Origin of the sequence: Proteus penneri (assembly GCF_003144535.1) — a bacterium.
GTDB lineage: Bacteria > Pseudomonadota > Gammaproteobacteria > Enterobacterales > Enterobacteriaceae > Proteus > Proteus penneri.
This window is the reverse complement of the sequence record NZ_PHFJ01000010.1, coordinates 115,132-141,636: the sequence shown is the minus strand read 5'-3', so window position 1 is coordinate 141,636 and position 26,505 is coordinate 115,132. Positions and strand designations below refer to the sequence as shown.

At 36.8% G+C, this 26,505-nt stretch carries 15 protein-coding genes and 1 pseudogene; 4 read left to right on the top strand and 12 right to left on the bottom strand.

The window, feature by feature from the left end; all coding sequences use genetic code 11:
• Positions 1-519: 519 nt before the first annotated feature.
• The 11 genes from fsa to CUB63_RS12660 form a co-directional block, all read right to left on the bottom strand.
• Positions 520-1,182, bottom strand: coding sequence for a fructose-6-phosphate aldolase (gene fsa / locus CUB63_RS12705; RefSeq protein ID WP_109848185.1), 663 nt, complete (start codon positions 1,180-1,182; stop codon positions 520-522).
• 206 nt (positions 1,183-1,388) lie between these two features.
• Positions 1,389-2,000, bottom strand: coding sequence for a lytic polysaccharide monooxygenase (locus CUB63_RS12700; protein ID WP_006536210.1), 612 nt, complete (start codon positions 1,998-2,000; stop codon positions 1,389-1,391).
• Between the two features lie 433 nt (positions 2,001-2,433).
• The gene (locus tag CUB63_RS12695; RefSeq protein ID WP_109848184.1) at positions 2,434-5,235 is read right to left on the bottom strand and encodes an RHS repeat-associated core domain-containing protein; all 2,802 of its coding nucleotides are present in this window, start codon (positions 5,233-5,235) and stop codon (positions 2,434-2,436) included.
• A 184-nt stretch (positions 5,236-5,419) separates the two neighbouring features.
• The gene (locus CUB63_RS12690) at positions 5,420-8,329 is read right to left on the bottom strand and encodes an RHS repeat-associated core domain-containing protein (protein ID WP_109848183.1); all 2,910 of its coding nucleotides are present in this window, start codon (positions 8,327-8,329) and stop codon (positions 5,420-5,422) included.
• A gap of 56 nt (positions 8,330-8,385) precedes the next feature.
• Entirely contained in the window at positions 8,386-8,616 is a 231-nt protein-coding gene (lysC, locus tag CUB63_RS17995; RefSeq protein ID WP_006536220.1) for an Rz1-like lysis system protein LysC, read from the bottom strand.
• On the bottom strand, positions 8,558-8,914 hold the full coding sequence (locus tag CUB63_RS12685) for a DUF2570 domain-containing protein (RefSeq protein ID WP_072064413.1): 357 nt from the start codon (positions 8,912-8,914) through the stop codon (positions 8,558-8,560). Before CUB63_RS12685 ends, lysC begins: the two co-directional genes overlap by 59 nt.
• Entirely contained in the window at positions 8,911-9,300 is a 390-nt protein-coding gene (locus CUB63_RS12680; RefSeq protein ID WP_006536222.1) for a M15 family metallopeptidase, read from the bottom strand. Before CUB63_RS12680 ends, CUB63_RS12685 begins: the two co-directional genes overlap by 4 nt.
• Positions 9,297-9,614, bottom strand: a complete 318-nt coding sequence (locus tag CUB63_RS12675; protein WP_109848182.1) for a phage holin family protein — start codon at positions 9,612-9,614, stop codon at positions 9,297-9,299. Before CUB63_RS12675 ends, CUB63_RS12680 begins: the two co-directional genes overlap by 4 nt.
• A 62-nt stretch (positions 9,615-9,676) precedes the next feature.
• Positions 9,677-10,564, bottom strand: coding sequence for a hypothetical protein (locus CUB63_RS12670; protein WP_109848181.1), 888 nt, complete (start codon positions 10,562-10,564; stop codon positions 9,677-9,679).
• Positions 10,512-14,009 (bottom strand): SpvB/TcaC N-terminal domain-containing protein, encoded by a 3,498-nt coding sequence (locus tag CUB63_RS12665; protein ID WP_109848180.1) that lies wholly within the window; start codon positions 14,007-14,009, stop codon positions 10,512-10,514. Before CUB63_RS12665 ends, CUB63_RS12670 begins: the two co-directional genes overlap by 53 nt.
• 55 nt (positions 14,010-14,064) lie before the next feature.
• Positions 14,065-20,934 carry a Tc toxin subunit A-related protein gene (locus CUB63_RS12660; RefSeq protein ID WP_109848179.1) on the bottom strand — a complete coding sequence of 2,290 codons (6,870 nt, stop codon included), beginning with the start codon at positions 20,932-20,934 and terminating at the stop codon, positions 14,065-14,067.
• Positions 20,935-21,364: 430 nt separating this feature from the next.
• Here CUB63_RS12660 and CUB63_RS12655 point away from each other — a divergent pair, with 430 nt between their 5' ends.
• Complete coding sequence (locus tag CUB63_RS12655) at positions 21,365-22,237, top strand: LysR family transcriptional regulator (RefSeq protein WP_109848178.1); 873 nt, start codon at positions 21,365-21,367, stop codon at positions 22,235-22,237.
• Positions 22,238-22,241: 4 nt separating this feature from the next.
• Here the strand turns inward: CUB63_RS12655 and CUB63_RS12650 are convergent, their stop codons facing one another.
• Positions 22,242-22,697: a regulatory protein RecX gene (locus tag CUB63_RS12650; protein ID WP_006536241.1), complete on the bottom strand. Its 456-nt coding sequence runs from the start codon at positions 22,695-22,697 to the stop codon at positions 22,242-22,244.
• 345 nt (positions 22,698-23,042) lie between these two features.
• Between CUB63_RS12650 and CUB63_RS12645 the strand changes: the two genes are divergently transcribed.
• The 3 genes and pseudogenes from CUB63_RS12645 to CUB63_RS12635 all read left to right on the top strand — a co-directional run bounded on the left by CUB63_RS12645 (position 23,043) and on the right by CUB63_RS12635 (position 26,336).
• A complete protein-coding gene (locus CUB63_RS12645; protein ID WP_109848177.1) occupies positions 23,043-24,038 on the top strand; it encodes a hypothetical protein in 996 nt (331 codons plus the stop codon).
• Positions 24,038-25,182 (top strand): annotated as a pseudogene (locus CUB63_RS12640) (BamA/TamA family outer membrane protein). Before CUB63_RS12645 ends, CUB63_RS12640 begins: the two are co-directional and overlap by 1 nt.
• Complete coding sequence (locus CUB63_RS12635; RefSeq protein ID WP_006536245.1) at positions 25,182-26,336, top strand: DUF4056 domain-containing protein; 1,155 nt, start codon at positions 25,182-25,184, stop codon at positions 26,334-26,336. Before CUB63_RS12640 ends, CUB63_RS12635 begins: the two are co-directional and overlap by 1 nt.
• Positions 26,337-26,505: the final 169 nt, after the last annotated feature.

Below are 26,505 nucleotides of genomic sequence, written 5' to 3'. Positions count from 1 at the left end.
ATAATAACTGAATATGTTAATTATCATTGCACCGCGGAGTATCGGTTTTCCCTGTTAATTAGGTAATTTAACTACCCCATTAATATAATATTAGTTTTTTAACAACCAAACTCTTTAATTAACACGCCCGTCACAATTTATTATTTTGTTATTAAAACCAAAGTAATAACAATTAAACTGAGTAAAAACAAAAAAACAATTAAATTTAAAAAATATAAAAAAATCGTAACAAACAAAATATAATGGATTGATATATAACTTATTTATAATAACAAAATAAAAAACATAGATTATATTAATAATCCATTTATAGACTAACATTATAGTAATAGATCTGAATTTAGATTGCCAGAAAGGTGGCTTATTATTAGATGTAAATCAATATTCGTTTATTTTAAGCTATATTAACCTAGTTATTAATACATTAGTAAAAATGAAGATTAATAACTCCATATACCAAATTTGATAAATTAAGTGCTATATAGCGCTATAGCACTTAATCTCATATTATTAATTTAATTATAAAAAACGACGTTCGAATGCTGTTTGCCAATCATCCGAAAATCTATTTACTGCATCATCGACAACCGGTGAGCGAATAATGGAGTAAGCAAGCTCAATCGGTAATGTCACCGAAGAAGCGCCAGCTAATAAACAATCGACCACTTGGCGTGGCGTTTTAAAACTCGCGGCGAGGATTTTGGTCGGTAAATTATGCATGGAGATCAAAGTTTGTAACTCTTTAACCACTCTTACCCCATCAGAGCCTTGCCTATCCATTCTATGTACATAAGGAGCAATATAATCTGCCCCTGCTAATGCTGCCATTAAACCTTGTGAGACACTGTAAATTGCCGTGCCTAATACCAACATATTTTTTTGTTTTAATTGTTTAATGGCGACCAAACCCGCTTCAGTAACTGGAATTTTAATCACCGTATTATCAGCAATATTGCCAATACGTAGCGCTTCTTCAATCATAGTATCGACATCACTGGCAATCACTTGTGCAAATACGCGCCCTTTACCACCCATTGCCGCTTTTAATTCAGGTAACAGGGTTTCGATATTTTGTGCCGATTTAGCAATAATGGAAGGATTGGTGGTGACACCTGCAATAGGAAGAACTTGAGAGAGTTTTCTGACTTCTTCGATATCCGCGGTATCTAAATAGATTTCCATAATCGCACCTCAATGATGTTGGTTTTAAGCTAAATAATTATAGGTATAACATAGAAAATAACATTGTAAGCGGTCGATTTCTAGTCAATTTAATGAAAATAGCGCCCATGAAAAGGCGCTATTGATTAAATATCAACAATAAATAACCGTTATCTTTATTTAATAAATAAAAAACTAATCTAAACTTAGATTTTAAATTAAATAGATTAGTTTTTAAATTCTGCATCAATAACTTGATAAAATGCATTCTTTGTATCGGCGATATCCCAGACACCTAAAATAACCTGATAACCTGAACGCTCTGGTATATTACAATTTATCTCTACGGTTTCTTTTGGTATTTCACCATTATCATTTTGTTGGCAGAATGGTGTTAAATCAAAATCATCACGAGTCAGCGGTTTATTAACATCCCACCCTGGTTTAGTAATAAAAAACCGCCATGATTTTGTGCTGTGCTTCGCAGTTAATGTCCATTTAAATGTATTCTCTCCACTTTTCATTGCTACTTTATGCCAGCGATCAGCACTTTGTTCATTTAACTCAGAAAATGCCGCATTTCCACCACTGGCAATTTTACCATCAACAGGCCCTTCTTGAGGAAATTTGTTAGGCCCTTCAATTGATTGAGGTTCATACTGTATTGAACCACAGTTTTTATTTAAATTGTTTCCTTTTGATGAGCAAAGAAAAGCTCTGCTAGGTGGCACATCAATATAGCCATGTTTTAACGTTACATCAGCTGACGCTGTTGAAATAAAACCCGCTGATGATAATAATAACGTCGCAGTAAATACCATAAGTTTATTTTTCTTCATAATAAAGCCTCATAATTATTAATAAGTTTTTTTAAATATAATGATTGCATCAATCACAATATATACTAGTCAAAAAAAGATAATTAAATATTCATTTATTTATATTTGTGAGCGATATCGATATTTAATTTAATATTAAAATGGAACTAAAACAGTCATTTAATATTTATTAAATGACTATTAATAATAAAAACAATAAATAAATTTATTTTTAATACTTTATTTTATCTTTTATTAAAAAGATTCAAATTATCGGTATGAAGTAAAAACAACCCAAATGAGACAAGAAAACTGTCTCACTGGGTTGCCTGTTTTGGGTTTACCCAAAAAATACGAAAATCTCCTTGAGATATTGCCGAACGATTCAAATCAGCAATTTGTATTTGAAAATCAATATAACCTATCTTTCAGTTTATCTTGAACCACTTGACGTCTAGGCTTTCTCGTTTAAATGTGACGATAGTTTGTTCTCCATTCTATTATATTGATTTTTGGGATGGTAATTCGACCACTCACTTTTTCCAAAAATTTCCTCATGAGATATTTTTTTACCATCACGGTAAAATGTCAGGTTGGAGCGAACTTCGGGGAGATCTCTATGTCGGTATAACCAACGAAGCTCACTGGATGTTATACTCGTCCCGTACCCCTTTTTTGATACAACCACACCAATATCATCTCCAATAATATCGGCAATAAAATGAAGCGGTTTTTTTCTGACTAACAACTGAAACTCCAGCCCGGCTTTACTCGTCTTGTTCCATAAAGGAATACTCAAGTGCTTTTTTCTCCATGGTTTTAACTTAAGTTCAGTCGCTTCATCCTGAGCTATGACGTTGTATCTCTCATGAGAAGAAATAAATTGTTTGAATTGAATGGCTCGCTCAGGATCGTTTAACCGTTTATTTGTCCTTTTGTCATCAGAATACTCCGTAGGTTTGTTAATATCCCAGACAGCATTAGTGACATCACTTTGAATGAAAATATTAGTTTTCTCTTTCGCTTTCCGGAAAAATCGTCTAATTAATTTAAAAATATTATTAGTAGATGGTTTAATTGCTTCTTTTCTTTTAAAGCCGGAAGAGTTCAACACAGATACAAAGCTCTCTAGAGGCTCATCTAAGCCATAAAGAATATCCCCCCACTGAAATATTTCTGTCAAAGGTGTATCATTTGGTATGGAGCTAATAGTTGGTGCTCGCCCATCAGGATCATGAAGTGTTACGGGGTTATTGCGCACCATTCGATATAAATTCAGCCCGTCAATCGTACCGGCGGGATCAGCACTTAGCCAACGACCAATCCACGGCTGATAATAACGGTAACCGTAGTAATACATTCCTGTAGAATCTTTTTCTTTCCCTGAATAACGAATGGTTTTGTAATCCGCCTCTACCGCATTTTCGCTGGACCAAATGGCTGTACCCCCATAAGGGTAATATTCCTCATAACTGACTAATTTTCCTTGACCGTCCGTTTCTAATCCACTGTTACCAATACCATCATCATAGCTATAACGCAGTGAGTTATTTTCAATCCCTTTCGGTGAGCCAATCTCCCAACACAATGCCCTGACTTTTGCACTGGTGCCTGCTTGAATTTGTACAACGGTATATTTCTCTGTCACAGAACTTGTGCTCACTTCCCATTGTTCAATATTCGGTAAATAGTGCGTAGTCACCTTTTCTAAATCACCGTCAGCAACTTTGCGCCCGCGTATTTTCGTCACACGTTGGCTCGCACTGTTATATTGATAGGTTTCGCCCTCAGACAAATGCCCACTTTCCATTATCTCTTTAGTGGCTTTCAGATGATTACGGCTATCCCAAATAATGGCATCCCCATTAAGAAGCTGGGTTAAATTACCACTCTCATCAAAATAGCTATCCACGTTTTTTGGATCTGAACATTGTGACTTTAATAAGGCACGATTGTTTTTATTTGAAACGGTAATATCTTGAGTAAAACTTTGTTGCGCAATAGCGGAGTGATGGCGAATTTGCGTTAAATTACCGCCTCTATCGTAAGCGTATAAGCGGGTGTAATTAGTATAGCTTTGCGTATCTTTGACTAACGTTGTCACAGGCTGAGATTGCATTGAAGCAGGCGTTTGTTGATTGGCGGATTCACGCCCTGTTGCACTGACCAATTGATACAGTGAATCATAAATATAGCGATTTTCAGGCACCACTTTCTGATTGCGCCAATAACGCGTCGCTTCTGCATCATTTTTCAAACAAATAATGTTGCCCACCGCATCGTACTCATAACGCAGATCTTGCATAACCTTCGCCCCTAACGCATGACCTTGAGGGCGCTCTGTTTTAACCTGCAACAAACGTTGCGTTTCTGGCTCATATTCATAGGTGGTGACTAAACCATTACCCTGCTCTTCACGCAGTTTTTGCCCCGCGGCTGAATAGGTTAAAGCACGTAAAATCGCTTGCTCTGATTGTCCTTTTAACGTCAACCAAGTTTGTTTTACAAAGCCTGCAATATCATAGGCAATACGGCGTTTACTTCCCTTTGCATCGGTTTCTTCTAATACAGCACCTGTGGCATCATAACGATATTCCGTCGTGTATTTTTCGGTGTGTTCAATACTGGCTTCACGACTTGGAGCCCAATCAATATGATTATCTGTCACAAACTGTTGCGTTTCTGATATCACTGCGCCGTGTAACGAATAACGGCGATACGTTTTTTTACCCGCAGTATCAAAATGTTCAATACATTTTCCCACTTGGTTGGTATCGATTAACTCACTCGCGTTTCCTTGTCCCCATTTAAGTTTTTGCACCACGGCAGTTCTGCTTTCACCGAGTTTTCCTTCTTTTACTTGCTCTAAATATCGTTCAATGCTTTGCTTGGAATATTCGTACGTTGTCACTGTGCCTTGTGCATTAATCTGTTGTGAAACGGTACCCTCAATATCATTAAGACTAAAGCTTGTACCATTATCAACCCCTTGAGATAAAGTAATGGCGCCACCTAAGCTTATGGTTTGTTGAATATTAGGTTGAATAGAGGTGTCTGACTGTTGTGCGTCATACAGTCTTGCATCAATGCTGCGTTCTAAATAACCACGCACATGATACTGATGGCGCGTAATGCGTTCATCGGTTTTATCCAGTGAATCAGGATGACGACAATAACTAATCTCACGAATGGATGATCCGCGATTATCATAAACCACCACGCTGGGGGTTCGGGTGTGTAATAATTGATTTGACATCTTTTTAATTCCTTGTGGTTTTCTCTTTATCGTTAATAATTATTTTATTAGTCATTAACGGTGAATAAATACCTTTGTTTATTAAGATATATTATTAATTTATTTATAGGTTAAATACCTTGTGATTAAATTAACCACACTTAGTCCTTAGCCTCTAATCATTATTAATCGAGTTACAATAAGATTATTCTAGTCTCTGCAGTTTAGGATCATAATTCATATTGGACCTACAAACTTCGCCACGACAAAATGAGCAGACAATATTGTCATAGTGAATATTATTTTTCTTTAACTCCTTGAAAAGCGCTCCTATTGACGTTATTGAAGGTATAGTGAACCCATCAAAAAGAGTCCGGTTATTTACTGCGACAATATCCGTTTTTACTGTTTGTTTTTGATTGGTTTGTATAACCGCTCGATTGACAGCCAATGCATCACCTATTCTATCGGGTGTATCGTCCGCATATTTGGTTAATATATAATTTGTAATATTAATTACACTATTCTTATCGTTTTCTGCTGCTTCCCAATGCATTTTATTATACGGTTCAATTTCTTTCCAAATTGTATCGTTATACGCGCCTGTTACTGTCCTTATTCCCAACAATTCCATTTGCTCAACCGCGAATTGATTATGAAAATCTAGACGATGATTGGAAATGGAAAATAACGTATACTTCTTATTTATTGCGAGGTTCTTAATACTCGGGTCCTTTAAGTTAGTCCTGTGTGGATTTAAGAATTCTAATGTCACCCCATCGGGTATTGGAACGGCGCCGCGGTTTAAGGTAAAACCGCCATCGGCAGTAACAATAAGTTGTTTTGATGGAGAATCCGGGGTTGAATAGAGCGTAAAATACGAACCTAACTTACTGGCGGTATAGTGAGTCTCTCTTTTAAAATCTCGTGAATTTTTTTGATTCCAAGCCTCAGCCTTTTTAATAGTCTGCTCCCCCCGATCATTTGTTTTTATTTTATGAAATGAAGTCGGTAATCGATTGATAAAATGCTCACTTGTTGTTGCAGAAGTCGATGCGGTTGAAGGAGTGGGCGCTCGCCCATCCGGATCATGCAATGTCACTGGGTTATTGCGCACCATTCGGTATAAATTCAGCCCATCAATCGTACCGGCGGGGTCTGCACTTAACCAACGACCAATCCACGGCTGATAATAACGGTAACCGTAGTAATACATTCCTGTAGAATCTTTTTCTTTCCCTGAATAACGAATGGTTTTGTAATCCGCCTCTACCGCATTTTCGCTGGACCAAATGGCTGTACCCCCATAAGGGTAATATTCCTCATAACTGACTAATTTCCCTTGACCGTCCGTTTCTAATCCACTGTTACCAATACCATCATCATAGCTATAACGCAGTGAGTTATTTTCAATCCCTTTCGGTGAGCCAATCTCCCAACACAATGCCCTGACTTTTGCACTGGTGCCCACATTGATTTGAACGACAGCATATTTCTCTGTAATAGCACTTGTACTCACCTCCCATTGTTCAATATTCGGTAAATAGTGCGTAGTCACCTTTTCTAAATTACTGCCAGCAGCTTTACGCCCGCGTATTTTCGTCACACGTTGGCTCGCACTGTTATATTGATAGGTTTCGCCCTCAGACAGATGCCCACTTTCCATTATCTCTTTAGTGGCTTTCAGATGATTACGGCTATCCCAAATAATGGCATCACCATTGAGAAGCTGGGTTAAATTACCACCCTCATCAAAATAGCTATCCACGTTTTTTGGATCTGAACATTGGGATTTTAATAAAGCGCGATTGGTTTTATTTGAAACGGTAATATCTTGGGTAAAACTTTGCCGTGCAATCGATGAATTATGGCGAATTTGCGTTAAATTACCGCCTCTATCATAGGTATAGAAACGGGTGTAATTAGTATAGCTTTGCGTATCTTTGACTAACGTTGTCACAGGCTGAGATTGCATTGAAGCAGGCGTTTGTTGATTGGCGGATTCACGCCCTGTTGCACTGACCAATTGATACAGCGAGTCATACACATAACGATTTTCAGGCACCACTTTCTGATTGCGCCAATAACGCGTCGCTTCTGCATCATTTTTCAGACAGATAATATTGCCGACAGGATCGTACGCATAACGCAGATCTTGCATAACCTTCGCCCCTAACGCATGACCTTGAGGGCGCTCTGTTTTAACCTGCAACAAACGTTGTGTTTCTGGCTCATATTCATAAGTGGTGACCAAGCCATTACCCTGCTCTTCACGCAGTTTTTGCCCCGCAGCTGAGTAGGTTAAAGCACGTAAAATCGCTTGCTCTGATTGTCCTTTTAACGTCAACCAAGTTTGTTTTACAAAGCCTGCAATATCATAGGCAATACGGCGTTTATTTCCCTTTGCATCGGTTTCTTCTAATACAGCACCTGTCGCATCATAAGTATATTGAGTAGTAAATTTTTCAGCTTGTTGAATGTCATTTACTTCACGACTTGAATTCCAGTCAATAACACTCCCCATATAAAATTGTTGCGTTTCTGCAATAGCATGCCCCAAGAGAGAATAATTTCCATATGTTTTTTTACCTGCCGTATCAAAGTGTTCAATACATTTCCCAACTTGGTTGGTATCGATTAACTCACTCGCGTTTCCTTGTCCCCATTTAAATTTTTGAATAACCTTCGTGTCTGAATTCCCTAATTTTCCTTCTTCTACTTTCTCTAAATATCGTTCAAACCCAGACTCACTATATTTATAGATTGTGACCGTTCCTTTGGCATTAATCTGCTGTGCAGCCGTGCCTTCAATATCATTGAGATTAAAGCTATTCCCATTATCAACACCTTGTGAAAGTGATAATGCCCTCCCTAAACTCACCGTTTGTTGAATATTAGGCTGAATGCTGGCGTCTAACTGTTGTGCGTCATACAGTCTTGCATCAATGCTGCGTTCTAAATAACCGCGAGCATGATAATGGTGACGAGTAATACGCTCATCGGTTTGGTTAACCGTATCAGGATGACGACAATAATTAATTTCGCGAATAGCCGATCCTCGATTATCATGAACCACCACCGTTGGCGTTCGTGTATGTAATTGTTGATTTAACATATTTCTATAATTCCTTAGTTTGTATATTTTTTATTATCTAGCGCATTGGTACCGAGCTAACTTTTTGTTGCCAATATTTCTGCCACCGCTTTTTTATCGGTATTACATTTCTCTAATACCAACATTAAACGCGCCACATAATCAGGATAATCCCCCCACACTTGCACATTAAAAAACGGCGCGGAACATGGTTGTAATAAGTGTGTTGGTACAAATTTATCTGGCGCTTTAACGACGGTTAAGGGTGTTTTGCTGCAACTGGATAACAGCGTCAGGCACAGACTCATTAGCACAAGGCGCTTGAGCCAAAATTTGCCGTAACTCTTGGCGTATCGCATGATTTTCTTCCTCTAAATAGTGTTGCTCCTTTTGTTGACGCGTTAATGTTTCTGACATTTTTTCGGCTTGTTGATGCCATTGCACTAATTGTGATTGCAACGTGCTTTGTTGATATTCAAGCTGACTATTTTGCTCAGAAAGTCGACTTATTTGGTTATGTTGATAACGAATAACTAGCAATGTAACGACGACAATGAGCGCTCCCCCACCCTTAACCCCCAAACGTAAAAAAGTGCTTATATTCATGGGTATGCCTCACGGCATAATTCGTAATGGGGCCCATCGCGAAATGAAACCCAATTTCCCCCCCAATTAATTGAAACACCTAATTGGGAAGATGCTTGTTTCATGGCTTTTGATACTGATTCAAATGCAGACCAATCTTGCCAAGGGATCGCACCATTTACTAATGGCACAATATCAACTGCATGGCCCGTTAAATGGCGACTATTCAGTGTTTTGCTTTTGCCCTCTTTTATGAGTGCTTTTTGACGTTCTAATGAACGAACGCCTTCAATCACCACAAAATCATATTTACTCAATGTCAGTGCCAAATGGACAACGCGGACAAGATCTTGATGTACATCCTTTAGGTTATTTTGGCTTCGTTGACTCAATGTATAAGTATTCATTTCGGCTCCTTAAGGTTGTTCACACCAAAAATACGGTGCCACAACCAAATCAGTGTTGTACCCCCCATTGAGCCAAAAAGTCCTGCAATCATGTAAGACATATAACGACTTGCACCACTTTCAAAACTTAACAAGCCCCCCAATAGTCCAGTAAAAACTGAGATAACCACTTGGCTTGTAATTCCACACCAAGACCACTTTATTTGTTTCTGTTTTATTTCCATTAAATACCTCACGATACCTCCCCAGGCTGAAAATCCACCGATAATCATCCAAGCGAGTGCATCACTTTCAGATGGGATTGCGACCAGCATAATAAAATTCCTACGTTAAGCGGGTTAGAGAGAGAAGAGTCAATAACCCGCATTTCATCACCTTATGTTAAAGTGTCATTTTCATCTTCCTGCACAATAAACCAAGGTGTCACAAGGGTATTACGCTGATAACCTTTGGCAGTAATAACCCGATATAAACGCCCCAATGCGTCATAGTAGTGAGTATCAGCAAAACGATTTTGCTGAGCTGAACTATCAGCAAGATAACGCCAGTCATTAAGAAAGTAAGGTTGATAAACTCGCTTTACATTCCCTTTGTTGTCATATTCTGTTTCGCCTGAAATAGCCCAACGAATCGTGGTGCTCTTTTGTTGCGCTCTCTGATTTTTATCAACCCTCAGTGTGGCATTATCGCTACGTAAAAAGGCTTCACCGGCTTCTACTCTGATAGAGGTTTGCAGTAAGCGACCAAAACCATCACTAAAAGCAATTTGCTGGCGAATTTGCTGCAGTGAGTCACTGTCATAACGGTCTGTCATGATTTGCAATGCATGAGGCGGTAATTTTGCTGATGTTGACATCCAGCTATCTGTCACATACACAAAACCCGTTGCAATCGGCAGTGGCGAGGTTAATGCTAAAGCCCCATCGATGGTTGTCGGCATAGTAAACGCTTTATCGCTATAACCGCTTTGTTTGCCGTCTTCCGTTCCTGAAAAACGCGTCGTCGTCACACGACCAAAGCCATCAAAAGTCACTTGATGAAGGTTTTTATTTTCATCAGTTATTGTGTTAGGTGATAAAAAGCGCCAATCGTAAGTAAGATGGAAATCTTGTGTATTTAAGGGTGATTCTTTGCCTATGAGTGCACAAAATTGCTTATCCCATAGTAAGTTATATTCACAGGACAATGCAGATTTCTTATAAATCAGAGGCTTATAAAATTGCACTAATGAACCATATTGGATAATACCTAACAATGGTTTCACCCACAGCGTTTTGCCTTTTTTCTGACTCATCAGCAAATAAATACGCTTTTTGCTGATAACCTGCATTTTTCATAATGTTATCCAGTTTTAAATTTGGATAAGGATGTGAAATAGCGTTTGCTGTTTCTTCATCTAATTCCGCCGTTTCGCTATAGGCCAAACGCACAGGGAAATCAGGTTCTGATAATGTCGCTTTACCTTCAGCATCCATATAAGCAAGCTGCTGTTGCCCTACAAAGACTGATCCTGCTTTTTGTGTCAGCAAATTATTGGCTGCTAATAAAGCTTCGACACTTAATCCTTCTTTCGGCTGTTTTTCTGCTCCCAATGTCCAAATGTCTTGACGACTCGCATTAGTAATCGCGAGCTGATAAACCTGTTTTTCAGGATGAACAAGATGATGGCAAGTTTGACGCGATAAACTCAAACATAGTGTCTGTTGTTGTTCGTCATAACTTGATGCCCATAACGTTTCTGGCAGGCTTTCGTAATGCTGATAAGGATTTTTCGCCCCCTTAGCGCGTCTTGGATAGTTAATCGAAACGGCTTTAGAAACAAAACCATAGTCGTCTTGCTCTAAGGTGATCTGTTGATGACAAACAGGATCAGAAGCAATACGCTCATAATGATAGGCTCGACTTTCCACGGTAGACGGCATCACGACTGGCGAGCGCCCTTGCGCTTCAATTAAACGCACTTGTGGTCGTTGTTCAGTGACAGCATAAGGCACATCAGCAACCACTGCGTTATCTAACCCATAGATTTCTTTTCTGCGTAACTGACCTTGTAACCCACGCTCAAACCAATAGGCATGTTCCTGATAAATAGCATCATCACAGGCTTTTTCTGAGCTGCCTTCACCTTGTGTAAATCGAGGAGAAAACAGTGCAAATGCAGCATCGTCGCCTTGCCAAAACTCATCAGGCATTTGGGTATCAACGACGGATTTTCCTGTTAAAAACCATTGTCGAGTTAACGCACTTGGCGTTTTGTCTGCCAGATCTTCTTCACTTTTAAATGACTCTGCATTGGTCATTTCAACACAACCAAAACCACGAAACTCTTTTTCTATACCATCCCAGACACCATGACGATAGTGGTAAGTTTGTGTTAAACGGCTTTGCGTAATTTCATCAATAGTTTCAATTTTCCACAGCGTATGCAGTGCAAAAGGTAAATGGCTAACCGCTTTCTTTTTATTTTGTTGTTGACGAGCCAATTTCTCATCCAGCCAATATTGCGCTGAACTACGGTAGTGCAGAGTTTGAATCAAACCCATATTGTTATTAATCGATGTTAATAACCACGGTTTTTGATTTTGTAAAGAAAGCACCCAATGTTGTGGTGTTGGATACGATTTTGTCAGTAAAATACTGGCAATTCCTAAACCTTGCACATCAGCAACTTGTAATTGGCAATGGCTATCAAAACGTATCCCTTTAGGTAATGCGATATCATCACCACGCACAAATTGTTTCCCACTTTGGTTAAAATACACTTCTAAATGGGTCGATTGAGCGTAAATAATATCAGTGGTACCACTACCATCGAGATCCGCTAAATAGAGTTGATTAGGGTTGAATTTAAGGCGATCGGCAGAAAATCCAGGAATAGTGATGGGTAAACTGAATTTCCCCTCACCTAAATGAACCCAACATGTCAGACCTTGGTAATCCACTTTAATTAAATGTTGCTGACCTGAACCCAACACATCACTAAATGCCACTAAGGTACGACGATTGACGTTTTTAATGGGTAACGTTACGCCTTCAGCCTGCATCACCTCTTTGCTTTTTTTCCAACCTTGAGCAGAGCCAGCATAAAGACGAATACTACGAGGACCAATTAAGGCGAGATCAGCAAAACCACTGCCTGTTAATGAAGTCATTTCCGCTCTAGGATGAAAATATTCCACAGGTAATGCATCAAGTGGCACAAAATTCAGCCAACTTTCTGCTTTCGTTTCATCCTGAGTGTAATAACCATTGGCATGACCTTGTGTCACTAACCAATCCAGTTTTCCATTACCTGTTACATCCGTCAGCATGGCTGAGTTTCGTAATGATGGAATAATGGGGAGTTTTTTCGCTTTGTCCCAAGTGACCGCATTTGGGTTTTGCTTATCTTCTTTTCTGATGGGGGCGCGATACCACCAAGCGCCACTGTCTTGATACAACACACCTGCAAGCCCTTCACCCAATAAATCGACATATTGATAAGGCTGTTGTGGTGTAAAAGAAGCCAGTTCATCCAATGATTGCCATTGTGCTTGTTTAGTCGCACCTAGCATTTGCCAATCAAATTTCACAGGGGGCAATGTGACTAACGACTGAGCATCTTTATTATCGTTAAACGCAGATTGTTGCGCCGAAACTAAAATTGAACCCGATCCCGACTCGGCATAAGTCAGTGTTAATCGAGCAACTAACTCTGGAGTTTCTGCTAATGCAGCCTGTTTTTCCAAGCTTTCAAGACGGTGATACATCAACACTTGGCGGCATAAACGACGAGTGCGTACTTCAAAACCGTAATGAAAAAGAGAAAAACAGTCTTTACGTAATGCCCATGCTGAATTGCTCTGCCATTGAGGATAAGTCGCTAACGCACTACTGCGTTCACCGTAATCAAACACCAGCACAAACAGGGCGTTTTTCGATAATGTATTATCGGATTTGACACAAGAAAAAACACGTTCACCCACCGGATTACCGTAATACACTTTCTCTAAATAACGTTGTGTATTGGCATTCGCATGCGATTGAATTTCTTGTTGATCACACCCCTGTTCATCTTCAGCACGATAATGATATTCAATTTGTTCACCTGTTGCAGAAACAGACGCATTCAGGTTCCATTGCGCAATGCGCGCGCGATTTTGGCTATCCACAATCTGTGCCGTTATTTCATAGCCGAACAAATGAGCATCACCATTTGCATTCAACATCACCCAAAACTGAGTAGGGATATTTGCAGGGGCATTCTCCTCATGTAATGACCAAAACTCAAAACGACTAAAGCTTTTTTCAACACGCGAGCGATAAGTGATAACTTGATAGTGATGAGCAAGTTTTACGCCAAATAACTCATCCCGTTGCGCAATTTCAACTTCACCGTTCTTATTGATAATCGGCACAATCACTTCGCCATTAGCACCCACAAACTCATCTAATTGTGTATAAGTCGGTACGCCTTTTGAAGTACGACGACGGATCGACATCACACCGACAGACCAACCAAACCCAAATGCGCCGTTACCTGCTTGATTTTGATAGGTTAAGCTTAAAGAAGGGGCATAACCACGACCTTTACTAATAGGCAATGGTAAGCTAAAAGTGGCAGCACCATCAGGGCCGACTGCGCCCATATTGCCCGTTAACCCTGTGACTGCACCACCGCCTTTCGGTAAATTTGGAGCATCAAAGGCCAAGTTCTCTGAATTTTGCATGTAGAACTCCTGACAGGCTCCTTACGGAGCCTGTAATTAATTAAGATTTAGATAATTAACGAATGGTGTAATTAATATGGAGAATGATGTCGTTTAATGTCAGTAACATCTCTTTTTGCTTATCTGTTGCATCAGGGAAGCTTAAAGTCAGTGTACTGGTATCATCCACTGGTAAACCTTCAAATGGTAGATAACGATCATCATTAAAATTCAGTTGGAACTGACCGCTGTCATTCATGCCATGAGAAATCGCAATCGCACTACAGCCACGAGGTTTCACTGCACTACCACCATAATTCAGCACTGCACGAATATTCTGATAAGCACCTGTCAACATAGGTAATGTCACACTAATTTGTTTAACGCGACGCAATTTACCTAAATCAGCAGGATAATCTTTTCCTATTGCTAAGTCAGAGAGCTTAATAGAGGCTTGTAGCTGTCCGTCTTTTAAGCTAATACCATTTTCAGCCGTACCAAGCTGTGTTTTCGATTTGTTAATCACATCAGCGACTTGCTCAAAACCAAACTTATTGCTGCTTAAACCTTGATACACATCGGCCAACGACACAATCTTGGTGATTTCCAATACACGGTTATCTTTTTCAAAGTAGCTGTTTTCCATTTGGATCAGGTTATGCATTAAGCTTTCACCCGCCATCAAACCAGAATAGTTACCTTGCCATGCCCTTGGACGAATAAAGGTTTGTGTTTCACCTAAGTCGTACTGATAAGCCAATTCTGCCATACGACAACGAGAAACAGTTAAGTCGTAAAAAGGTTTATAAATCGCCATTAATTTACTGCGTAACCAGCTATACAGGGCTTTATTGGTAAACTTATTTTGCAAGAAGGTTAAGTGCTCTTGTGTTTGCTGTTGTTGTAACTTCATACTATCTAACTGCAGTTTCGCCGCTTGTCGACGAACCTCTAATGCGGCAAGTTGAGCATCAAACTGATCTAATTCGGATTGTGCGGTGTCACATAATGAGCCCCACTCTTCATAACGTCGACGATAAGACTCTGATTGACTTAATCTATCTGCGGAAATACGGGTGGCAGAACTTGATAATTGCAGAACAATTGATGTTGCATTAAAAATAGCGCCAAAACGTGATCCCCCGACAGCCATACCATAAATATTTGGCACAAGATCTGCAGCCGCTGCTGCCATATTGAGCCCTTGGCTTGCGGTATTTAACACAGAAGAGCTCAAATAGAGATCCATGGCTTGTTGTTCTCGTGTGCTAATATTCTGGTTATACAATTTTTTATAATAAGTAAGGCGTTTATCAGCACCTGAACGTAAATCCTGTAATGCTTTTTTATTATGCTCAAACTCTTCCAGCGTTTTCTGCTGGTATTTGATATTTTGCAGAATAATTTCGCTACCTTGAGTGATCAATAATTCAGACAATGCTTGTGCATCTTGGCGTTCTGTAATGCTAAAAAGTGAGCTACCAAATTGCATTAGCTGATTGACCACGGATTTTGCGCTATTTAAAATAACAGGGAAGCGCTGTGTTGGCATCACTGCATTTGGCAAACCACCACCACCTTGTGATTGATACACGGCAGCATTTTGCAGTGCTTTAGGATCTGCTGGTGTCGTATAAATTGGCAGTGACAACGGTTGTCCATCAATCGATAAATTGTGACGTAAATTAAATAAACGAGCTTTTAATATATCTCGATACTGCGCTAATTTTTCATTAATTTGCGGTAAAAAAACCGAAGTTAAGGTATTTGCAGTACGCGGTAACTCCCCATCGTCACACACTTCATGAATTACGCGTGTTGAGGTTGTTTTTGATGCTGCATCAATTAGTTTTGGTGCAGACCAAATAGCGTCACTGACTGATTCCGTTTCAGCACCTAACAGCTTCAGCGCCTGCACATACCACATTTTAGCTTCATTTAAAGAGTCTCGTTCAAGTAGACGATAAGCGCTGTCTCCCCTTGCCATAACAATATCGAGGTACTTCATAAACGTAGCCAGCTTATAGTGCATTGGATCAGCTTGTGCCACAGCATCAGGATCGGTTGAATCCAATTGGTCATTATCCCAAGCTATATCTGCTAACAATGGCTGCGAATTCCAAACACGATGAGTATGAGTATCACTATCAATATAACCAATTGGACTAAATACATAACGTAGCCAACGATTAGCTTCATCGTAATTTTGTCCTTCTAACATCACATTTGCTAACATCATCGGAGTGTAATAGAACAGTTCCCAAAAATAGAGGGCATTAGCACCATTAAAATCCATCGGTACGTCAGCACCTTCATCCAAAGCAGGTTCAGGTAGCCTCTGAGAACTTAATGTTAAAATAGCATCAATTCCTTTATTCGCACGTTTGACTAATTGGCGTGCAAATAACGTATTTAAACGTACTAACAAAGGTTTATTTGCTACTGTCATTGACATATATTGAGCATGTTTTCGATTTGTTTTTAAGCTAATAACACTTTCATTTATATTTTCCAATTCACTAACTTTGAAAGAACATAAGATTTCAGAAATAACTTTTTGTTTCTTATTAACCGCTATTACTTTTGTAGTTAATATTAATTCACCATCATCATTAAATTCACTTAGCGGCACATCAAGCTTAAGTACATTATTTTTACTATTGAAGCTATTACTGCCTTCATTTAAAGAAGTATTGGCTTTAGACCATTGTTCAAGAGAATAGGTGACTTTATTATCTGGATTAGAAGATAATGTTATCTTAATATCTTCAATCATTTCATCATCAGTATAGATAACTTTATTTAAATCACTCTCACTAATAGTCAATGGGTAAGATATCATTTTCCCATATGCACCCAGAAGCAAGTCACTCTTTGTTTTACCTGAAACAGAAAAAAGAAATCTTGGCGTTTCTATGTTTAAAAATTTTTGTAACGATACATCGCCTAACTCATTAGAAAGTGTAAAGGCTATTTCATTTTTCGATGTATAAGTTAATAAATCATTTGACTGTTTAGTGAAAAAAGCCAGTTCTACGTTATAATCTTCTCCATTATTAATATCTGAGCCTTTAATTACCGCATTTTTATTATTATCATAAATAAAGAAGTAAACTGTATTTGTATTAATATCAAAACCCAAATAATAACTGTAATTAGTTTTTATATTAAAAGCCAAAGTTTCTAACTTACCGACACTACCAGAAGTATAAACAATATCCTCTAATAGAGCCCCATCTTTTAACAAACCTTTAAAAATATCTTTAATAGATGCAGGAGCAAGATGTCCATAATTAACATCACAATTAATAAAAGCAGAAAGATAACAAGATAACCTTTCATTTTTCGATTCTATATTTACGCCATTAATTAAACTGCCTGAAAGAGAAACATTTTTAGAATCAGTTGTTTTTATATTATCAATAGGATCATGAGAGATAGAATAAGCAAATTTTCCTCTCAACATAAATTTGTTATTAACATTATTAATGGATTCTTTACCAACTATGTCAAATTCAGATTTCACATTAATATAAATGTTTTCTGCATTTTCTTTATTTGAGTCCGATATATTAGAAAATATCATTTCATTATCAATAGAATAAACATTATACTCCTTATTTCCATCATCATAGGTATCCTTAGTGATATAAGTTAAAAAGTATAATTTATCAAGCTCTTGATCATAGCTTAAATGAAAATTCCCTTCTTTTTTCTCTATGATATTATTAGAAAATTGGAAATCAATAGGTAAACTCCAAGTTCCATCATAACGAATATGAGATAGATTTAAACTATAATGTGCCTGCTTAGAAATTGGTACAGACGTCGTTTTTTCTTTATTTTCAATTTCTCTATTTTCAACTTCTTTACGTTCAATCCAAGCAACATATAATCGATTATTAAAAATAACAGGGCGAATTAAATTATTGTAAGGGTTAGCACCATTCTCAATTTTCGTCCACTCAGTCCAAGCATTTGCTGCCATGACACCTTTTTTTATTTTACTATGATCTGCACTACGCCAATAATAACTTGCTTTTTCTGATGCATTATGACCAATAAAATAAGTCTTTCCATCTTCTAATGTCACACCATCATGGTAACCACTAATTACATCTAAATTAGCAATTTGTTCAAAAGAAGTTAAATATGTTTTAAATGCATCATCAATCGTATCACTATTAATGCTATTTTGACTGATCGTCTGTAACAGCGTATCCATCATTTTAGTTTGACCAATACGTACTGTAGGATCAATATAATTTTCAGGATAATAAGTTAATAAAGAGATGCCACTCCAAGTGCTATAACGCTTATTATATTTATCCCAATCTATAAAAAATTGACGAGATTTAATAGGTGTGTGATTAGCTTTCATATCTAAGGATAAAAATTCATTGATATATAGCTGTATACTTGCAATAGCTTGCTCTATCTTTGTGGTTTTTATTTCAGATGAGATCTTATTATCAATCAGTAAATAATAATAAACATCATCACTAGTTACTAAATTTAACTCACTAAACTGATTAATATAAAATGCACATAATGCAACACTCTTTTTTTCATCCATTTTATTTTTTAGTGAAATAGCTTGTTGAGCGTTTAATCCACTTTGTAAGTTTTTACTGACTCTATCCCAATTCAAATAATCTTCTTCTTTATTACCACTTATGGAAAATTTTAATTTAGTTAATAAATCAAAATTATTTGGTGTAATATTAAAAACTTTAACCATATCAATATAGCTAGAAATTTCTTTGATATTATCAAATTTAATCACATCATCAAGTTTCAATAGAGAGATTATTTGATTAATCACATCTTCACTAACTTTATATATTTTTGATAAAGTTGAAGCTCTATCTCTACCTATAATAATATTTAACAGCTCCTCTTTATTACTTATTTTATCTAAATAAAAATGATGAAAATCAGATAAATCCTTTATTGACTTGATATTTGGAAGGATTCTTTCATTACCAATCGCACGTTGCCTCCCCAATATATCTATCTCATCTTCATTTAAGCCTATTTTAGCAAAAATAGCGATCATTTGGCATAAATTTTGTATATAAGTAATAATATTATTTTTATCCTCTTGTGTTTTATCTTCCTTATTGATTAAATCAACAAAATTATAAATAGTTAAATTTAATGAAGCTGTAGATTCCAGAGTAATCCATACGGAACCAGCTTGCTTTAAAGAAGAAATATGAAAATAAGAAGATATTATAGGTAAATAAGATTCTAATATTGTCTGTGGATATAATAAGGCATTATTAACTAACTTAACATTCATTAATTCTTCAATAAGATTTTTTATTTCATTTGTATAGCGCAAATCATATTGATTTGCCGTCATTACATATAGTTCCGGAATATTTAATTTATAATCTTGAATAAACTTTAAATAATTATCTATTGTATAAATTAAATTAGCCGCATCATCCGATGAAGATTGTTGATTAATGGGTTTACTAAAAGGATCTGACAACATATCGAGTAATAAAGAAAGAGTATAAATATCTAGGCCATGTACTGTTGCCAATAAATATACTCGATATAACAGTGAAATATTTTCTATAGAACAAGTAAATTCCGTTGTTTTACCAGAAGCTAATTTCCACATAGCAGCAATACCAATATCATCGGCATGAAATGCTCTTTTTAAGGTATTAATACGTATAATATCATCTGGAGATGATGAATTAAAATCAAGTGCTTTATTATCTGCAATAAATTTTAATTCACCTAAAGGAGGAGAATTAAATAAAACATCAAATAGAGACAAGGAATTATTTAATGTTTTTTCATTAATATTAGCACCATTAAGTACTATAGATTGTTCAATATTAATATTGTACTTCTCCATAATATATTGCACATGAAGAATAGCTCGGATCACCTCAGAATCAATATTGTTATCATTATTTTTTGTTTTAATTAAAATAATTAAATTATCAACAGAGATCCCCGTTGCTTTATGCAAGCGAATAATTTTATTTAAGATCAACATGCCTTTTGAAGATAATTCATTATTTACTTTAAGTGTATTAAATAATGGTAATATTTCTTCTTCTGGAATAGAATAATATTCAGATAAAAATTTTAGATTGTTTTTTAAACTAATATCTTTATTTCCGAAATTTTTCTCTACTAGTTCATCAATATTATTTTCAGAAATTACTTCTGTTAAAATAGTATATAACTCAGGAGAAATCGATGAAATAATTGTTGAGATCCATTCTGTATCCAAAATATCAAGAGAATCCTTAGCTTTCACTAATTTATCAACCAAGCCATCACGTAATAATAATGTTTCTCGAATAGTTTGATAAGGTTGATGATAAGGATTTTCACCCATTGTACGGTGTGTTGCTAGTTCTTGAAATAAATCTTTATCATTACCTAATTTATGTTGTAATGCTGTGGTTAATATTTGATTTGATAAAGACAGTGTTGAAATTTCTTTATCCATATTTTCTTGAGAAAGTACTAATTCTGCTAAATCAGGGCGGCGTCTATTAAGGCGATACATTGGGTTTTCAGCATGTATTTCTTTCGCTTCACGATAAAGTTCTGTTAAATAACCCGCAGGCGAAAACATCGATGCTACAGATTTAGAATCGACATAATGGTTATCTCGATTTGGGATCCAATTTTCTAATGTATTACTTTGAGCAATCTGAGATCGCATTCCTAAAGCCACTGCATTTTGCACTTGTGGATTACGACGTGCTAAATAGTGCGCTTCATTGATTTTACTCATTTTGGCGGCTTTTTGTGCTTCTTTATATAATGTTTTTGCTTCATGCCAACTGAGTTTTTCTTCACTAAGTGCATAAATTTCATGAAGCGATAATGGTGCTAAATCGTTAAGCGAGATCATGTCTGATGTATTCGCCTTCATTTTTGTTAAAAGCGTATTAATGTTTTTCATTAAATATTTTCCTAATATAAGTTAATTCAAAATAGAGAGAGTAAAATCTGTATTTCATCTCGAGAATTAAAATATCAAGAAAAAAAAATAAGAAAATTGACTTTTTTATAAGCTACTATTGAGTTTTTTTATTCTTTACCGACTAATTACTGTTTTCAATTAAAAGATAAGTGTAAAAATAGAGATAAACAACAAGTAAAATATATTGATAAAAAGCAATCAATCATTTGATTTTGTTTTTTATAAAAAATACGACTATTTATTATTAATATTAGTCAATAATATCGTTTTTTAACTTTAGCTTTTGAATTTTTTCATTTTTAGTCGTTAAAAAATCATTATTGATAAACATCAATATAAAAATATCACTCAAGGCGATTATTAAAAAATAATTTATATGAGATTTATATGATTTGTGGAGAATGTCTGAATGTTTTTCTCACGAAAAATAAACCAGTTCTTTGCTGTTGCGACTTGTCAAAGCCTAGTAAAAGCAGCAGAACAAACTCGTGTTACCCCATCCGCACTACGCCATGGTATTAATGAACTTGAAAGCCAATTGGGTAAGTCACTGATTAAACGTTCTAAAAATGGGATGGATCTTACCCCTGCGGGAAAATCACTCTATAACCGTTTGTATCCTTATTATGAAAAAATCCGAAAAATTGAAAACCAAATAATGAACTCAAACGAGGAGAATACCTCGCTTTGTATCAAGTTAGATGGTCTTTATTATCCTGACTTAAAAACAAAATTATTGGAGATCCGACAAGAAAACAATCAATATAACTTATCGTTAGAAGATGGTTGTATCGATAATATTAACGAAGAACTTTTTGATAAAGAGTTTGATCTTGTTATTTCGTCTCTTGAGTTTGATTATTCTTATGAAAAAATCAATGCGATTAATTTATGCACACAAAAGGTTGGTTTATTAGTAAATAAAAAGCTGATTGAAAAATATCCAGATACCAAAACCTTCTTTGCCAAAGAAACCTTAATACAAAGAAGCAGTTCTTTGCGAAATCCGATATTTACAACCATTTTAGAAAGACTAAAAAATAAGGGATATCAATATCACACGTTAGGGTTAACGGAGATGGCAGATGTCTTACATTGTGTTGATGAGGGCGAGGGTTACTGCTTTATACCCGAAAATATTGACTATATTTCAACCATTACAAACGATGAAGTACAATTTATACGCTCTCCTTTTCCTTTTGACTTCTTCTTACATCAAAAAGTCTATTTTAAAAAAGAGAATAATAAAAATTTAGCCGATATCGCAATGACACTGCGTTAATGACTTAAAATAGCGAATTAATATATTCAGAGGTAAACCCTCGATATTGCAGATAGCGAATTTGTTTGGCTCTCTCTTTAAAATCTTTGGGTTTGTCTGTACCAAATTTTTTCTCTTTAAGATCTTGGCAGAGTGCGTACCAATCGGTATCTGTTTCTTCTAATACACGGTCAATAATTTCGCTAGGGAATCCTTTTAGGCGTAATTCTTGACGAATACGTAACGGCCCATAGGATTTATTTAAATAACTACGAAAGAAACTATAAATAGTTCGATTGTCATCAAGATATTGGCTTCCAAGTAAGCGTTCGATTACTTGAGGCAAACATTCGGGGGCAGTAGGTGAATCTTTCTCAGTTTCACGAATTCGGCGTTCGATTCGACGTTGTAGCTCATTTGTACTGTAATCACGACGAGAGAGCATAAAAATAGCGTACTGGTAAAGCTCCTGATAGGTCATAACGGTCCTTTCTTAAAAGCGTTCATAGGATATAGCTATTATCATAACGTTTTATTGCCCAAATAACTTATTCCGATAGTCATTTTATCGAAATAATAAAAAGTAATAATTAAAATAAGAATAATCATTATCTTTTATAGTTTAAATCGACTACTTTTATTAAGATTAGCTTAGAAAAAATAAGGTTTTTTACTTAATAATCCCTTAATAATCCCATGATAACGCAAAATATAAGCATCTCTTACTGTATATCGCACTTATAGCTGGTGATCATTAATAAGAAAAAGATTAAAATTTCCGACTACTCTTTTACTACTTACTTTTTTAATTTTCTGTGGGTTATATATGAACTTTTCTAATTTAAATAAGGTGGTATTAACCGCCTCCCTTCTTGTGACTGGCTTTTCTTACGCGGATAGCGATCGCCCACTGCTTTCTTTAAGTGTTAGCCAGTCCGGCGGTACTGCTTTAAATAGTGAAGGTTCATTAGATACTCGTACCCCTGCCAGCCAATCTCGCGTTTTACCGATTTGGGGCGATGAAGCCCGTGCCCGTGGTTATGATTTACCCGAGCCTTTTGGTGCCAGCTATAGCTATATGAATCTGCGCCAAGATATTATTGTGGATAAGATTGGGTTTGCAGCTAGTGAATGGCCACAAATGAGTGATGTTGTAACGGTTGATGTAGGACACACTCGTGAGAAAAGTGAAACTCATTTGCTTAAACTTGATAGTTGGGTTTTTCCTTTTCTTAATTTATACGGTGTATATGGGAGAACTAAAGGCACATCTAGCACAACTATCAACCAAGTTATTGTTGATTTTGGCTTTCCTTTTCCTGTAGCTCAAAACGAAAAGTTTAATTTAGATTTTAAAGGGAATACTTATGGTGCAGGTTTTACTTTAGCGGGTGGCTATAACCAATTTTTTGGTACTTTTGATTTAAACTACACCAAAACGAATCTTGATATCTTAGACGGTGATATTAAAGCGTTAGTGATTTCACCTCGTGTGGGTTATGAATTTGTTTTCTCACCTCTAATTTCAGGCCAAGGTAATACTAAACTACAAGTGTGGACAGGTGCAATGTACCAAGATATTACCCAACGTTTTAAAGGTGATGTAAGTAAACTGAGCTTACCTGGTAAATTAAATGATTTCTTAAATTCTCCAGATTTAGATATCGGGAACGTTAAATTCGATGTTGAACAACACCTTGCCCATAAATGGAACCAAACGGTGGGTGCCCGTTTAGAAGTCACACGTAACTTTAATGTCATTACAGAACTCGGTTTTAATAACCGCAATAGCTTCTTTGTTTCAGGTGAGTTCCGTTTTTAATGGTTAAATACCCTTTTATTTTGGGGCTGGCTTTTGCCAGCCTCTTTACTTCACACACCGCACAAGCACAGCTCTTTCCCGATAGACAACAAATAGACCAATGGTTAGTGGGATTAGGGGGGGGGAGAATAACTTCGATCGCAGTAAAACTATCGACTGGGGAATATTACCGGGCCCTTTTTATACACCAGAATTAGAGTTGGGTGTCGGGATTGCCCTTGTTGGGCTTTATCAAGCAGATAGTCGCCCTGATAGCAAAATTTCGTCTTTCTCATTAAGTGGCTTTGGCTCATCAACGGGTGCTTTTGGTATGACCTTTAGCAACTACACCTATTTAGCAGATGATACTTGGCGCTTTTATCTCACTGGTAGATTAAACAACGTCCCTACCAATTATTGGGGTGAGGGTTATCACGAAGGGCGAGTAAAAGATCATTTTGGCGAATTTCGCTCTCAAGAATTGCGTCTAACACCGACTTTACTGCGCCAAATTACCAAAAACACCTATATAGGCTTAGGGTGGGATTACTCCAATCTACAAGCAGCCGCCCCCGATGATCCTTTTAAAGCCTATATGAGTACACGCGATTTACCTTTGCGTTCAACTAGTTCGGGAATAACAGCTCGCATTACTTACGATAGTCGCGATTTCTTACCGAATGCTTATCAAGGTCAAGCTTTTGATATCAGCTATACCCATTATTCACCGAAAACAGGCAGTAATAATCGCTTTAATGCGACCCAAATACAATATAACTACTATTATCCTTTAAGTGATAATGCGGTATTAGCATTTGATAATTATGCACGCTTTACGTCGGGCAATGTGCCTTGGAGCCAATTGTCAAAACTAAGCAATGGGCACCAAATGCGGGGTTATTATGAAGGTCGATACCAAGATAATCACGTATTTTCAACCCAATTAGAGTACCGCCAAAAACTGGATTGGCGCCATGGCATTGCACTTTGGGTTGGTGGCGGTACGTTAAGCGATCAAGCGCGCGATTTAGGTAAAGGTCATTGGTTGCCGAGTATCGGTATTGGTTATCGATTTGAATTTAAACCCCGCATGAATGTACGTCTCGATTTTGGTATCGGTAAAGAAAGTACAGGATTCTATTTTCAAGTAGGTGAAGCATTTTGATGTTTAAGCGGTTTCTTTTTATCAATACCATTGTCTTCTTCTTATTTATTACGGGTTGCACTCAAGTCACACCGGTTAAATCTCTGCATGCCAATCTTGATAGTGTTACCCACGAAGAAGCAACACAACTTTGGCAAACACCTACACCGTTAACAGCACCCAATGGTTTAAGACCTTGTTGTGCCTTTGGTTACAACTTAAAAGTTAAAGCGTTCGAAATTCCTATCCCGTTTTATCGTATTGATAATGTTGTTGAAGCCTCTGCATTGGGTAATCATCGTTATAACGACAGTTTTTGGCTCGGTACTGTGGCAGTATTAGGGATTGGAAGCGAAAAATCCGGTTTAATTTATTCACACAAAGGGGGATTTCTAGATATCGCCCATATTCGTGACACCGCAGATTATACTTATTATCTCTTTAGTCATATCTTTCCAAAATTAGGCCAAGAGTGGACATTAGCGCTAAGTGATGAGTTAGCACAACGTAAGATCCACTTTAATGCATTTACGCCACCTAAAAACGAATTAGAACGTTATACTTTAAGCGCCTATCTTGCCGCACACCTTGGTTATCGCCTCGCTGTCTGGCATGAAATTGCACAATGGTATGGTTTTCGTTCTGTCCCCGGTTTTTCAGAAGGTATCTCAGCATTTTCACCTGAAGATCTCTATTCCAATTTAATTGGCGCAAGGCTTTCTCTTACACTGATCTTAAAAGGCCACGCCACCAGCCTTGAGCAATATAATCAATCAATGCAAGGTATTATTCCTTCTGCGCTCTACCAGTTAGAAGCTCAGCCTCGCCAATTAACACAACAATGGTTTGATGTTATTGATGGACAATGGTGGGATAGTCAGCAACGAGTTCCTGATAAATTTTTAGTTCTAATGCGTGATTATCATATCTCAGACCAACGCTATCCAGTGTTACCTTTTGAGGAAACAACGTCGCCTCACTACCTCACATTACCAAATACTTATTCTGGTTACGTTTTAGAACAATTAGCAGAATTTCAGCTTTGGCCAACAAAAGAGATGGAGAACTTACCTCATCCCAAAACCTACTGGAGTGAAGTGGATTTTACTGATTTAACAGAAAAAGCGCGTGAAATTGATAATAAAACTAGACCAAAAACAACAAAAATTGACTAAATAACAAACAAAATTGACACATTAAAAATGCTTAATTTTGCTAAATTTAGGTTAAGTCAGGTCTTTTTTTATAAGATAAATTTAAGTTTAGAACAAAAAAGCACTTTTTGTTAAAAGAAAAAAGCGATTATAAAACGAGGCTTTCCAGTAAAACTTATACACTTTTTTA